General features: G+C 66.1%; 14 protein-coding genes. 2 read left to right on the plus strand and 12 right to left on the minus strand.

Features of this window, described 5'->3' with window-relative positions; all coding sequences use genetic code 11:
- From ACMUOY_RS17635 to ACMUOY_RS17670, 8 genes are all read right to left on the minus strand, one after another.
- A partial coding sequence (locus ACMUOY_RS17635; RefSeq protein WP_413894049.1) for a serine/threonine protein kinase occupies positions 1-752 on the minus strand: 752 nt, incomplete at its 3' end.
- A 28-nt stretch (positions 753-780) separates the two neighbouring features.
- Positions 781-2,220 (minus strand): bifunctional serine/threonine-protein kinase/universal stress protein, encoded by a 1,440-nt coding sequence (locus ACMUOY_RS17640; protein WP_413894050.1) that lies wholly within the window; start codon positions 2,218-2,220, stop codon positions 781-783.
- Complete coding sequence (locus ACMUOY_RS17645) at positions 2,217-2,969, minus strand: metallophosphoesterase family protein (protein ID WP_413894051.1); 753 nt, start codon at positions 2,967-2,969, stop codon at positions 2,217-2,219. Before ACMUOY_RS17645 ends, ACMUOY_RS17640 begins: the two co-directional genes overlap by 4 nt.
- A 171-nt stretch (positions 2,970-3,140) precedes the next feature.
- Positions 3,141-3,569, minus strand: a complete 429-nt coding sequence (locus tag ACMUOY_RS17650; protein WP_413894052.1) for an organic hydroperoxide resistance protein — start codon at positions 3,567-3,569, stop codon at positions 3,141-3,143.
- A gap of 54 nt (positions 3,570-3,623) precedes the next feature.
- The gene (locus ACMUOY_RS17655) at positions 3,624-4,112 is read right to left on the minus strand and encodes a MarR family winged helix-turn-helix transcriptional regulator (protein ID WP_413894053.1); all 489 of its coding nucleotides are present in this window, start codon (positions 4,110-4,112) and stop codon (positions 3,624-3,626) included.
- A gap of 100 nt (positions 4,113-4,212) precedes the next feature.
- Positions 4,213-5,031 carry a crotonase/enoyl-CoA hydratase family protein gene (locus tag ACMUOY_RS17660; protein WP_413894054.1) on the minus strand — a complete coding sequence of 273 codons (819 nt, stop codon included), beginning with the start codon at positions 5,029-5,031 and terminating at the stop codon, positions 4,213-4,215.
- 85 nt (positions 5,032-5,116) lie between these two features.
- Entirely contained in the window at positions 5,117-5,965 is an 849-nt protein-coding gene (locus ACMUOY_RS17665; protein WP_413894055.1) for a 3-hydroxybutyryl-CoA dehydrogenase, read from the minus strand.
- A gap of 162 nt (positions 5,966-6,127) precedes the next feature.
- Complete coding sequence (locus ACMUOY_RS17670; RefSeq protein WP_413894056.1) at positions 6,128-6,679, minus strand: hemerythrin domain-containing protein; 552 nt, start codon at positions 6,677-6,679, stop codon at positions 6,128-6,130.
- 201 nt (positions 6,680-6,880) lie between these two features.
- Between ACMUOY_RS17670 and ACMUOY_RS17675 the strand changes: the two genes are divergently transcribed.
- Positions 6,881-7,405 (plus strand): hypothetical protein, encoded by a 525-nt coding sequence (locus ACMUOY_RS17675; protein WP_413894057.1) that lies wholly within the window; start codon positions 6,881-6,883, stop codon positions 7,403-7,405.
- Positions 7,406-7,438: 33 nt separating this feature from the next.
- Positions 7,439-9,058 (plus strand): GMC family oxidoreductase N-terminal domain-containing protein, encoded by a 1,620-nt coding sequence (locus ACMUOY_RS17680; RefSeq protein ID WP_413894058.1) that lies wholly within the window; start codon positions 7,439-7,441, stop codon positions 9,056-9,058.
- Positions 9,059-9,224: 166 nt separating this feature from the next.
- On the opposite strand, the gene ACMUOY_RS17685 is transcribed toward ACMUOY_RS17680, so the two are convergent.
- The 4 genes from ACMUOY_RS17685 to ACMUOY_RS17700 form a co-directional block, all read right to left on the minus strand.
- Complete coding sequence (locus ACMUOY_RS17685; protein WP_413894059.1) at positions 9,225-10,034, minus strand: ABC transporter permease; 810 nt, start codon at positions 10,032-10,034, stop codon at positions 9,225-9,227.
- 2 nt (positions 10,035-10,036) lie between these two features.
- Positions 10,037-10,975: an ATP-binding cassette domain-containing protein gene (locus ACMUOY_RS17690; RefSeq protein ID WP_413894060.1), complete on the minus strand. Its 939-nt coding sequence runs from the start codon at positions 10,973-10,975 to the stop codon at positions 10,037-10,039.
- A 407-nt stretch (positions 10,976-11,382) separates the two neighbouring features.
- A complete protein-coding gene (locus ACMUOY_RS17695) occupies positions 11,383-12,084 on the minus strand; it encodes a fumarylacetoacetate hydrolase family protein (protein ID WP_413894061.1) in 702 nt (233 codons plus the stop codon).
- Positions 12,085-12,158: 74 nt separating this feature from the next.
- Complete coding sequence (locus ACMUOY_RS17700) at positions 12,159-13,196, minus strand: cupin domain-containing protein (RefSeq protein WP_413894062.1); 1,038 nt, start codon at positions 13,194-13,196, stop codon at positions 12,159-12,161.
- Between the last annotated feature and the right edge of the window lie 15 nt (positions 13,197-13,211).

Raw genomic sequence — 13,211 nt, forward strand, 5'->3', positions numbered from 1 at the left:
CCCATGCGCGCGTCATCCAGGTCCACGAAGTGCGGCCCGCCACCGGGGCGGTCGGTGGGCGTCCAGAGGATGTTGCCGGGGTGGCAATCGCCGTGCAGCCGTATTTTTGAACTTTTTTGGCCAGTCCCCAGCGTCAATGGGTCGTAATCAGCTATCAAATCAATAGCTTCTTCGCAGGCCTTTTCCCAGGCGCCCTGGACATCCAGCGGGATCATGTCGTGCGCCAGCAGCCAGTCGCGCGGTTCCGTGGCAAATGCCTGCACATCCAGCGCGGGTCGCTCGGTGAAGGTCCGGGCAGCGCCGACGGTGTGGATGCGGGCCAGAAACCGGCCGATCCATTCCAGCACCTCAAAATCGTCCAGCTCGGGCGCGCGACCGCCGCGCCAGGGGCTGACGCTGAAGGCAAAGCCGCCGAAGCGGTGCAGGGTGCTCCCTTCCCGCACCAGCGGGGCGACCACCGGGATTTCAGCGGCGGCCAGCTCGCCGGCAAAGGCGTGTTCTTCCTGGATCTGTGCCTCGCTCCAGCGTTCGGGCCGGTAGAACTTGGCGACGACGGCGCCGTGCCCGTCGTGGGGGTCTTCCAGATGAACCTGGTAGACACGGTTCTCATAGGAACTCAGCGCCGTGAGGCGGCCGTCGCCCTGCAGTCCCACGCTGGACAACGCATCCATCACGACGTCGGGCGTGAGCGCCGCATAGGGATGGGCCTGGCGGGCTGCGACGTCGTCGGATGCGGTCGGCAAGAGGTTCATGCCGCGATTGTCACCCGTCCCCGATGGGTCAGACGGTCTCCGGCGGCAGGGCAAGCTGATCGAAGGGCAGGGTCTGCTTGACCAGAATGACGGTGCACGGCGCGTCCATGGCCACCTTGACGGGAACGGTGGCCAGGAAACGCTGCATCTGCACGCCGTGGGTGGCCGCCCCCATCACGATCACGCTGACGTTGTTGCCCTCGGCGTAGCGCACGATCGCCTGCGCGACGTCGCTGGATTCGATGACATGGAACGAGGTCTGGCTGCCATGCAGGTCGATGGGCTGGGCCCACTGCCGCAGCATGGTGAGGTAGCGCCGGTGCACGCTGGTTTCGCTCTTTTCGCTGTCGGACGAACTGGTGGCACTGGGTGAGATGACGGTCACGCAGGCCAGCCGGGCGCCGGGGCGCACGCCCAGCGAGCGCTCCACCGCCTGGCGCAGCGAGTACAGCGTGGCATCGGTCACGTCCTTGTACGGAACGGCAACCATCACGATGGGCACCTCGTCGATCTGGCGCGAAGGCAGCGGGCTGGGCTGGTACTGCATGCCAGCCGCCTTGATCCAGCGCTTGAAATGGGTGCCAAATCCGGTGCCCTTGGTCTTTTGACCGCGCGCGGTGACCTGGACCTGGTCGGGGTGAGTGAGGTCGAACAGCAGGTGCGCCGCCGACGGATAGCGCCGGGCCGCTTCGGGCTCCAGGCAGCGCAGGATGATCTCCTGCATCCACTCGGGCAGGTCGGGGCGCAGGGCGCGCGGGGGTTTCGGATCCATCCACAGGCGCTGGCGCATGCCGCCGGGTGTCTGCGGCGCGCCGAAGGGCAACTCGCCGGTGGCCAGCTCATACAGGATCACACCGATGGCAAAGATGTCGCTGCGCGGATCACCGCGCACACCGACCACCTGCTCGGGCGCTATCCACGCGGGCGATCCGATCGCCTTGCGCAGTTCTTCGGCCAGCAAGTCGGGATAGTGCGCATGGCACGACAGGCCGAAGTCCAGAAATACAGCCACGCCGTTTTCTCGCATCAGCACGTTGGCTGGTTTGAGATCCAGGTGGCATACGTTTTGCCGGTGCAGACTGTGCGCGGCCCGGGCCATGGCGGCGCCGAGCTGGGCCAGGGTGGCGGTATCCGGCCGTTCGGGCTGGTCCAGCCAGTGCTGAAGGGTGTGGCCCTCCACGTACTCCATGACCAGATACGGGACGTTGTCGAGATCACCGGCAGCAACGAAGCGCGGGATGTGCAGGCCGGTCAGGACCTGCATGATCCGGTGCTCGACCTCGAAGCTCACGATGTTCTCGGCACCATCCCCAGCCGTCATGCGGGGGATCTTCATGGCCAGCGGAAAACCCGGATCACGCGGTCCGGACGCATAGTGCACACGGTAGATGTGGGCCATCCCCCCTGCGTGAATGCAATCCTCAATGACAAATCCGTCCAGTTCGGCTCCAGGTTCCAGCAGTTTCAACGTCCATCCTCCAGGCGTTTGGCAAAGTATTCGGGCAGTCCGGCCGCCCTGATGGCGGCCGCAGCCGATTGGTAGTCATAGGGCACGCGGTGAAAAGTGACCTGGGCCGCGGACATGTCGAACAGGGCGTACATGGCCCGCGGGTCCCCGTCGCGCGGCTGGCCCACGGAGCCGATGGTGGCCACCCATTGGCGATGCCGGGGCATCGGCACCGGAACGCCGGGCGTCGGCGCGAACTTCATGAGTCCACGCCCGGTGCCACGGTAGTACAGCATCTGCTGATGCACATGGCCACCGAAGACATAGTGCACGCCAGGTTGGTCGGCGCAGGCGTCCAGGCTGGCACCGGCGCTGCGCTCGTCGTCCACGTAGCGCCAACGCCCGGGGGAATCGACGCTGGCGTGGACCAGCAGGGTGGTGTCCTCGCGGTGGGTCAAGGGCAGGGCATCGAGGTAGGCCCGCTGCACGGCGTCGAGCTGGGCATGGGTCCAGTCGGCTGTGCTGCCGCCGAGAGTCTTGTTGGCCCCATCGGGCATCACGGCCATTTCATCGTGATTGCCCTTGAGCACGATCGCGCCTTCGCCGGCCATCTGGATGACCCGCTGCACCACGGCCACCGGATCGGCGCCATAGCCGACGAGGTCGCCGAGCAAGGCGTAACGTTGTGCGCCCACAGCTTGGGCGTGGGCCAGGCAGGCGTCGAAAGCCTGCAGGTTGGCATGGATATCCGAAAGCAAAGCCAGCTTCATGGTGTCTCCTGCGGTCTGCCGGTCAGGCATTGTTATGGGTGAGCCTGACCATCATCGCCAGCCAAGCTGAGCGCAAGCTTGCACCCATTGGCCGGCTCCGCCATTGACGCATGTCAACTGCACGCGCATGCCCTGCGCAAGGGGCGCCGTATCGCGCAGGCGCGGGCGTCTTCAGGCCAGCTCGATGACCACGTCGATATTGCCGCGCGTGGCGTTGGAATACGGGCAGACCTGGTGGGCGGTGTCGACCAGCTTCTGGGCAATGGCGCGCTCCACCCCGGGCAAGCTGACCACCATCCGTGCGTTGAGGCCGAAGCCCGTGGCGATCGGCCCGATGCCCACCGATGCGGTGGCCGTGGCGTCCGCAGGCACGGCGATCTTCTGCATGCCGGCCACGTGCTTGAGCGCACTGAGGAAGCAGGCCGAATAGCCGGCGGCAAACAGCTGCTCCGGATTGGTCGCACCGCCGGGGCCGCCGAGTTCCTTCGGGGGGGCGATCCGCACGTCCAGCAGGCCGTCGGAGCTGACGGACTTTCCGTCTCGTCCTCCGGTGGAGGTGGCAACGGCGGTGTACAGGACTTTGGTGAGTGGGGTGGTCATGCTCGTCTTTCAGAAGGAAGTGCCTGGTTCAGGCGGTGGGGGAAACAGGAGGGGTCAGGTTGCGTTTGAAGGTGTTCCGGCAAGGTGGCCGAGCTGGTCGCGCAAGGCCTGCACGCGCCGGGTCAGCTCCACCACGTCGCCCAAGCTGCATTGCGTGGCCTGCAGGATGCAGCCCGGTATCGCGGCGGCGCGGACCTTCAGGGCGCGGCCCGCATCGGTGAGGTGGATGCGAACGCTGCGCTCATCCTCGGGGCTGCGCTCGCGGCGCACCAGCGCGGCGGCTTCCATGCGCTTGAGCAGCGGCGTGAGGGTGCCCGAATCGAGAAACAGGCGCGCGCCCAGGTCCGAGACGCGCAGGCCGTCGTGCTCCCACAGCGCCAGCAGCGCCAGGTACTGCGGATACGTCAGGCCGAGTTCGGAGAGCAGTGGCTTGTAGAGCTTGGTCATCGCCAGCGAGGTGGAATACAGCGCAAAGCACAGTTGGTGGTCCAGTTGCAGGGCATGTTCGGCATGGAGGACTGCAGAGGGGTTTTCGGAAGGCATGGTTGAATTATTGTTCAAAATTAAATTGCACACAATGTAAGTGGGTATTCTTCAAGCATGCACCCAGCCGCCGTAGGCCGAGCATGACGAGGCGCGCTGCTCAGCGGCCCTGGAACCGGGCGGCCCGTCGCTCCACGAAGGAGCGCACACCCTCTGCCGCATCCTCGCTGCGGGACAGACGTTGCTGGGTGTCGATGAACTCGTGCATCGCCACCACCGGGCCTTGCTCGAGCGCCTTCAATGCGTTCAGCCGTGTCGCCACGACGGCTAGCGGGGCCTGCGCCGCAATCGAGTGGGCAATGGCCAGCGCTTCGTCCAGCTCGGTGCCCGCTGGCACCACCCTCTGCACGAAGTTCAGCCGCAGCGCCTCGGCGCTGCCGAACTCGTCTCCCGTCAGCAGGTGCAGCAAAGCGTTGCCCAGGCCGGCGCGCTCGGCCATGCGCAGGGTCGCGCCGCCCGTGGCCATGATGCCGCGCTTGACCTCAAGCTGCGAGAACCGGCTGTTGTCGGCCGCGATGACGATGTCGGCCGCCAGCATCAGCTCGATGCCCAGGGTGTAGGTGATGCCCTTGACGGCCACGACCATCGGCTTGGTGCGCCGGCGGTAGCCGTCCATGCCCAGATTCACCGGGTCGACCAGACCGAGCGGCACCGCTTTCTCGCCGCGCTGCATCAGCGGTGCGATGGTGGGCAGGTCGAGCCCGGCCGTGAAATGGTCGCCCAGGGCGTGCAGAACGCCGACTCGCAGTGCAGGATCGTCGTCGAGCCGGGTATAGGCCTCGCCGAGCTCCCGGTACATCTTGGGCGTGAAGCCGTTGCGCTTGGCCGGGCGGTTGATACCGATCAGCAGCACGGCGTCTCGGACTTCGCAGTCGATGCTGCCTTCGGGATGGGAGGGAGTCGGGGTGGCGGTGGTCATGCTCCGCATGGTAGTCGGGTGCGCAGCCGTCGGCCGTTCGCCGAGGCGACACGCCGGCCGGCGTTGCACCGGCCGAATGCGAGGATCAGTAGGTGTAGACGCCCTGGCCCGTCTTGCGCCCCAGGCGCCCGGCGGCCACCATTTCCTTGAGCAGCGGGCAGGCGCGGTACTTGCTGTCGCCGAACTCGCTGAGGTAGACGTCCATCACTGCCAGGCAGACGTCCAGCCCCACCATGTCGGCCAGCGCCAGCGGCCCGATCGGCTGGTTGCAGCCCAGCTTCATGCCGGCGTCGACGTCCTCGGGCGTCGCCAGCCCTTCGGCCAGTACGAAGAAGGCCTCGTTGATCATCGGCACCAGAATGCGGTTGACCACGAAGCCGGGTGCATTTTTCACGGTGATGGGCGTCTTGCCCAACGCCTTGGCCATGGACTGAACAGCTTCATGGGTGGCGTCGCTGGTCTGCAGGCCGCGGATGATCTCCACCAGCGCCATCATCGGCACCGGGTTGAAGAAGTGCATGCCGATGAACCGGTCGGGGCGGCTGGTCACCGCCGCCAGCTTGGTGATCGAAATGGACGAGGTGTTGGACGCGATGATGACCTCGGGTGCGACGATGGCGTCGATCTGCTTCAGGATCTTGACCTTCAGGTCGTGGTTCTCGGTGGCGGCTTCTATAACCAGGTCAGCTGCCTTCAGGTCGTCGTAGCTTGTGCTGCCTTTGATGCGGGCCAGGGCCGCGTCCTTGTCGGCGGCGCTGATCTTGTCCTTCTTGAGAAGCCGCTCCAGGCTGCCGGCCACCGTGCTGAGGCCCTTGCCCACAGCGGCCTCGGAAATGTCGACCATGATGACCTGAATGCCGGACACCGCGCAGGCCTGCGCGATGCCGTTGCCCATGGTGCCTGCGCCGATGATGCCGACGGTGGTGATGCTCATGCTGTGAACTCCGCAAAAGTAGAAAAAGGGAACGGCAAGCGATGCACCTGCCCAAGGTGGGATGTTAGCGACCGGATCTGTCCGCAGGGCGACGAATGCCTCGCGCGACTGAATCGACCGCCTGCCAACACATCCACGCGGATGCAGGACGGAAGCGAGGCGTCAGGCTTTTGCCGCCTTGGCGTCGCGGACCGCGCGGCGTTTGGCCATTTCCCGGCCCATCGACTCCAGCAGCGCCGGATCAATGCGCCCGCGCGCTTCCGGGTAGGCCAGCGATTCCTCCAGCACGATGTGGTCGAGATACAGTTGCTGGAACACCTCCACCGCCTGGCGCAACACGTTGGGATCGAACCAGCTGTTGCCATCCGCCGCCGCTTCCAGCGCGGGTTCGATCTCGAACCAGTCGGCCTCCAGCCAGCCGTGGTCCTGAATCAGCCGGTGCGTGGCCTGCAGGACGTCCTCCTGGTTGCTGGCCAGCAGCGAAGGGAAGACGTGTTTTTCTTCATCCAGGTGGTGTTGCCGGGGTTCGGCGTTGAACCAGTCGGTCAGCGCACGCGCCTGCGCCTGCAATGCGGGCGTCAGCTCACCCTCTTCCAGAGCGGTGGCCAGCGCCATCATCTGTTCGAGCTTCTGCTGGATGTCCAGATGGCACCGATCCAGAAACACGAAAAGGCTTTTGTCAACCGGGGACGCTGCGGGGGCAGATGCGGACATGAAGGCGCTCCATTCAAAGACACAAGAACATGGAGGTCTATTGTGGGATTGATGCGCTGCAGCATCTTGATCTGGCTCAAATAAGGCGAGGAACCGCTGAATCCCCACCGTTTTGGGGTATCGTGCGGCGCACCGGAGACAAAGGGCGGGGCAGACGCCGACAACGCCCAGTGCCTGCCTCGCCTCCAAGGAGCACAACACATGAACGCAACACCGGCACTCAAGCGCCGCTCGTTTCTCAAGCTGGGCATCGGCTCGGCCATCGTGCTGGCGCTGGCCGGCGGCACGATGGCCTTGATGAAGCCGGGCCTTGTCGACGGCAAACTCAGCCAGCCCGCGCGCCTGGTGATGACGCGCGTCGCGCAAGCCATGCTCGCCGGCACCTTGCCTGTGGACCCTGCCGCCCAGAGGCAGGCCCTGGACGCCGTGCTGCAACGCACCGACGCATTCTTCGTGGGCCTGCCCACCCATGTGCTCGCCGAACTGGACCAGTTGCTGGGCCTGCTGGCTTCGGCGCCGGGCCGTCGTTTTCTGGTCGGCCTGTCCACGTCATGGGAAGAGGCCACCGCGGCCGAGACCACGGCCGCCCTGAAAGGCATGCTGGAATCCGGCACGGAACTTCGCATCCAGGCCTGCCAGGGGCTGCACGATCTCGTGATGGTGCCGTACTTCTCCGGCAAGGAATCCTGGACGGTGCTGGGCTATCCCGGCCCGACCGCCGTGTGACCGTGCCCCCTTCCTTTCACCCGAGCCGACACCATGAGCAACATCCCCGACCCCATTCTTCAAGGCCTGCAGCGGGGATGGAAAGTCCTTGGCGGCAAGCATGGCGCCCTGCCGGAGCGCCTCAGCTGTGACGTTGCGATCATCGGATCCGGAGCCGGGGCCGGCATCACGGCGGAGCTGCTGACCAAGGCCGGCCTGAACGTCGTCATCGTCGAAGAAGGACCACTCAAGAGCAGCACCGATTTCAAGCAGCTCGAACCCGAAGCCTACGCCAGCCTGTACCAGGAAAATGCCGGACGCAAGACCAAAGACAAGGGCATCACCATTCTGCAGGGCCGCAGCGTGGGGGGTACCACCACGGTCAACTGGACCAGTTCCTTCCGCACGCCGCCGGAGACGCTCAAGTTCTGGCAGGACCGGTTCGGCCTGAAGGATTACAGCGTCGAGGCCTTGGCCCCCTATTTCCAGCAGGTCCAGACGCGGCTGAACATCGAGCCCTGGGCGGTGGCGCCCAATGAGAACAACGAACTGTTGCGCCGTGGCGCCGCGAAGCTGGGCATCAAGGCCGAAGTGATTCCGCGCAACGTCAAGGGCTGCTACAACCTGGGCTCCTGCGGCATGGGTTGCCCCACCAACGCCAAGCAGTCCATGCTCGTCACAACGCTTCCCTATGCGCTGGACCGTGGCGCCACGCTGCTCGTGGAGACGCGGGTCGAAAAGATGGTCATCGAGGGCAGCCGCGTCACCGCCCTGCAGTGCATCGCGGTCAAGCCCAATGCAGCGCCAGCCCATCCCGGCGGCGCGGTCACCACGGTGGTGGCCAGGCACATCGTGCTGGCCGGCGGAGCGATCAACTCGCCGGCCCTGCTGATGCGTTCCAAGGCGCCCGACCCGCATCAGCGCCTGGGCAGCCGAACCTTCCTGCATCCGGTGGCCATCACCACCGCCGTCATGGCCGAGCCGGTGCAGGCATGGACCGGCGCGCCCCAGTCGATCTATTCCGATCACTTCATGCACACCCAGCCAGTGGACGGCCCCATTGCCTTCAAGCTGGAGGTGGCGCCGCTGCACCCGGTGTTCTTCGGCGCCAACCTGCCGGGCTTCGGCGAGAGCCAGGCCGCCCTGTTCCGCCAATATCCGAATGCCAATGTGACCCTGGCCCTGATGCGCGATGGCTTTCATCCGCAATCGGTCGGCGGCAAGGTCGAGCTGCGCTCGGATGGTTCGCCCCTGCTGGACTACCCGCTCACCGACTACGTGCTGGAGGGCGCGCGCCGCGCGATGCTGGCGATGGCGCAGATCCAGTTCGAGGCCGGGGCCAGGATGGTCTACCCCGGCCACGAACTCGCTCGCGGCACCGCGACATGGGCCGAGACCAAGGCCGCGATCGAGGCCCTGCCGATGAAGCCCCTGCTGACCAGGATCGGCAGCGCCCACGTCATGGGCGGCTGCGGCCTGGCCGCCGACGAGAAGGCCGGCGTCACCCGTCCTGATGGCCAGCACTGGCAGCTGGAGAACCTGTCGATCCACGACGGCTCGATCTTCCCCACCAGCATTGGTGCCAATCCCCAGCTGTCGATCTACGGCACGGTCAACCGGCTGGCGCAGGGCCTGGCCAAGCGGCTCACGTCCAAAGAGGTCGCGCTGGCCTGAGGGCACTGCGGGCTGTTTGTTGCAGCGGCACGGGTCTTTCCTGGTGCGTACGGCCGTATGGGCCGGCCGCCAGGACCGCTGAAACCAGAACCATCGGCCAATTCAGGCCGTTCCCATCGTGAAATGGACCTTTTGTGCTATTGAAAAAGGACTTTCCGGATCAGTTTCAGTTCCGGAACCGCTTGCGCGTCAGCGCCAGCGCGATCCAGAACGCAGCCACCGCGAAACCCAGCAGGACAAGGCCATGGCGCAGCGGATGCGCGGGCCATTGGTCCATGAACAGCGGGCGCACCAGTTCGACGGCAGCGGTCAGAGGCAGCCATTCGGCGACGGTGCGCACCAGCGGGGGCAGCTGGGTGGTCGGGAAGAAGATGCCTGAGAGAAACATCATCGGCGTGAGGAACAGCGTGAAGTAGTAGGTGAAGAAGTCGTAGCCCTTGGCCAGCGCGTTGAAGATCAGCGCAATGCAGCTGAAGGTGATGCCGACGAACAGCAGCACCGGCCAGGCCACCAGCAGCTTCGGCGAATGGCTGATGCCCAGCGCCAGCATCACGCCCAGGATGGCCGTCACGGTAAACAGCGCCTTGAAGGCGGCCCACAGCATCTCGGCCAGCACCACGTCGTCCAGCCGCACCGGCGCGTTCATGATGCCGTCCCAGGTCTTTTGCACATGCATGCGCGAGAAGGCGGAATACAAGGCCTCGAAGCTGGCCGCGTTCATCGCGCTCATGCAGATGCTGCCGCTGGCCAGGAACAGGATGTAGGGCACTTGTCTGTCACCGAGCTGTACCTGCCCCACCAGCGCGCCGAGGCCATAGCCGAAGGCCACCAGCCACATTAGCGGCTCGGCAATGTTGCCCACCAGGCTGGGGATGGCCAGCTTGCGCCAGACCAGCAGGTTGCGCAGAAACACCGGCCACCAGCGCATCGACAAGCGTGGCGCGGCCCAGACGGAAGCGGTGGAAACCTGGCTCATGATCAGCCTTCCTCACGGATCTGTCGTCCGGTCAATTTGAGAAACAGGTCTTCCAGGTTCGCCGGCCGGTGCAGCGTGCGCAGCTGCGGGTGCGCCTCCAGCGCGGCCAGCAGCGGGCGGGCCTGGGCGGTATAGAAGAACACGGTTTCGCCGCTGACCTCCACCCGCGCGGCCAGGGCGGCCAGGGCCGCGTCGGTGGCCAGCGCCAGCGCGCCCACGCCGTACACCTCCACCACGTCGGGCTCCAGGTGCTCGGCGATCAGGTCGCGCGGCTTGCCTTCGGCGATCTTGCGGCCGTGGTCCAGCACCAGCAGCCGGTGGCACAGGCGCTCGGCCTCGTCCATGAAATGGGTGGTCAGCAGGATGCTCTTGCCCTGTTGCAGCAGCAGCTGCAGCCGCTCCCACATCAGGTGGCGGGCCTGCGGGTCCAGCCCGGTGGTGGGCTCGTCGAGCAGCAGCAGCTGCGGGTCGTTCACCAGCGCGCGCGCCAGCGAGAGGCGCCGCTTCATGCCGCCCGACAGCTCGCCGGGCTTGGCCTCGGCCTTGTGGCTCAGCGCGGCGAATTCCAGCAGCTGCGGGATGCGCGCGCGGATGTCGGCGCTCTTCATGCCGAAATAGCGGCCATAGACCAGCAGGTTTTCGGCCAGGTTGAAATCCGGATCCAGCGTGTCGAACTGGCTCACCACGCCCAGACGGGCCTTGATCGCAAGCGCGTCCGCCGGCATGGTGCGCCGGGTGCCGTCCAGCGTGTAGGCCACCTCGCCCGCGTCCGGCGTGGCCAGGCCCAGCGCCATGCGGATGGTGGTGGTCTTGCCCGCGCCGTTGGGGCCGATCACGCCCAGGCACTCGCCCGGCGCAATAAAAAAGGACACGTCGTCCACCACCACGGACTCGCCGTAACGCTTGCGCAGGCGGCTGACTTCAATCAAGGGAGCGCTCATGGGCCCATTGTCGCCGGCCGGCGTCGGGCTTGCCGAGCGCCGGCTGGCCTGGGCAGGGCCGCTTGGGGTTCACCGGGCGCGCTGCATCTTGTGGGACTTAAAATTTGATAGCACATCATGACCAAACGACGATGGGATGATGGGCATTTTGTATGGAATTTCGTCTGGATGGCTCTCGACAGCCGTCCCCTGGCCCCGGGGAGCACGCATCTTGCGGCTTCACCCGGCCCGGTACCAGCCCGTCGATTCCGCTGGGCACGAGCTTTAAGTTTCGCGCCACGGGGTCAACACCTTTCGCGGCGGTAGGCGTCACCATGCCCCCGTGGCCGGGCATGGACGAGGCCGAGTTCGTGGTCGGGCCCTGGCAGGCCGGCTGACGGCCAGCGTCCACCCGGGGATGAAGCGGCCTATTCCGCCGGCCCCACCGTCAGCGCCACTTCGGCCACGCCCTCCACCCGCCCCGTGATGCGGTCGCCCGGCAGCACCGCGCCCACGCCTTCCGGGGTGCCGGTGTAAATCAGGTCGCCGGGCTGCAGGTGGTAGAACAGCGACAGGTCGGCGATGATTTCCCGGATGTTCCAGATCAGCTTGTCCACGTTGGACGACTGCTTCGTCTCACCGTTCACTTCCAGCGCGATGGCGCCTTGCTCGATGACCTGTCCTTCCATCGGCACGATCTCGCTGCACACCGAAGACTGTTCCACATCCTTGCCCAGGTCCCAGGGGCGGCCCTTGTCGCGCGCCACCAGCTGCAGGTCGCGCCGGGTCATGTCCAGGCCGGCGCCATAGCCGTAGATGACGGAGTGGGCGTCTTCGGCCTTGACGCGAAAACCCGCTTGCCCGATGGCCACGACCAGTTCCATTTCGAAGTGGTAGTTCTTCGTCTCCGGCGGGTAGGCCACGGTGGCGCCCGAGGGCGTCAGCGTCTGCGGTGCCTTGGTGAAGTAGAACGGCCGCTCCACCGATTTGTCCACCGGCTTTCCCATTTCCACGGCGTGCGCCTGGTAGTTGCGGCCGACGAAAAACAGACGGTTGACGGGGAAGCGCTCGTCGCGGCCGCGAATGGCCACGGACTGCACGGCGGGCGGGTTGAAAAGGTAATTGGTCATGGGAACGATGTGGATTTCGATGGAAGAAAAGAAAACGGGACCGCCGGGCGGCCCCGTTGCGGTGGAGGGGGCGATCAGCCGCGGTTTTCGTAAACGCCCAACTTGCGGTGCAGCGGCGATTCGTCGGCAATGAAGACGAAGGCCGGCTTGTCGGCATTGAGGTTGGTCAGCGTCACGGCCTCGTAGCCGGGCGCGCAGCAGGTGTCCGCCTCGGCCAGCGTGAAGGTGCTGTTGACGATCTGCGCCTGCACGCGGCCTTCGATCAGGTGGAACACCTGCGCGGGCGAGCGCGCCGGCAGACGCAGGGTCTGACCCGGGCGCAGCATCAGCGAATAAAAGCCCAGGATGTTCTCGGCGTCGCCACCGGTCTCCGGGTTGACGTAGGTGACCTGCACGGCCTCCAGGTCCGGCTGGTCGGCGGCCAGGCCCAGCAGCGCGGCGCGCGCCTCAGCCCAGGGGTAGCGGAGCACCGGGTTGCGCTTGCTGGAGCGCTCAAACACCGGGCTGGGCACCACGCCGGCGCGGCTCCAGGCGCGGTCGCCGCGGCTTGCCTTGGTCTCCTGGCGCTCGCCGGGGATCACGTAGGAGGCTTCCATGAAATAGACGATGGGCAGGTCCAGCACGTCGAGCCAGACCACGGGCTGGTCGCCGTCATGGCCGTGCTCGTGCCACAGGCCGGTGGGCGTCAGGATCAGGTCGCCGCGTGCCATCGGGCACTTCTCGCCGTCCACCGTGGTCCAGGCGCCTTCGCCCTCGACGATCATGCGCACCGCGTTGGGTGTGTGGCGATGTGACGGCGCCCATTCGCCCGGCAGAAGCAATTGCATGCCCAGGTAGATGGCGGCGCTGGCCTGCATTTTTTCCAAACCGTGGCCGGGGTTGGCCATCACCAGTACGCGACGCTCGGCCTTTTCCATCGGGGCGAGGTCGCCGGCGCGCATCAGCAGCGGGCGCAGCGTGTCGTAGGCCCAGAAGGTGGGCTGGGTCTTGCGCGTGGGCACCTTCGGCGGCAGCACCGCGCGCAGGCTGGGCCACAGCGGCACCAGGTTGAGTTGGGTCAGTTCGTCGCGGTAGTCCTGCGGCAGGTCTTCCAGTCGGCCGAGTTCATGCATGGGGTGTCTCCGGGG

Origin of the sequence: Candidatus Skiveiella danica (assembly GCF_022705245.1) — a bacterium.
GTDB lineage: Bacteria > Pseudomonadota > Gammaproteobacteria > Burkholderiales > Burkholderiaceae_C > Skiveiella > Skiveiella danica.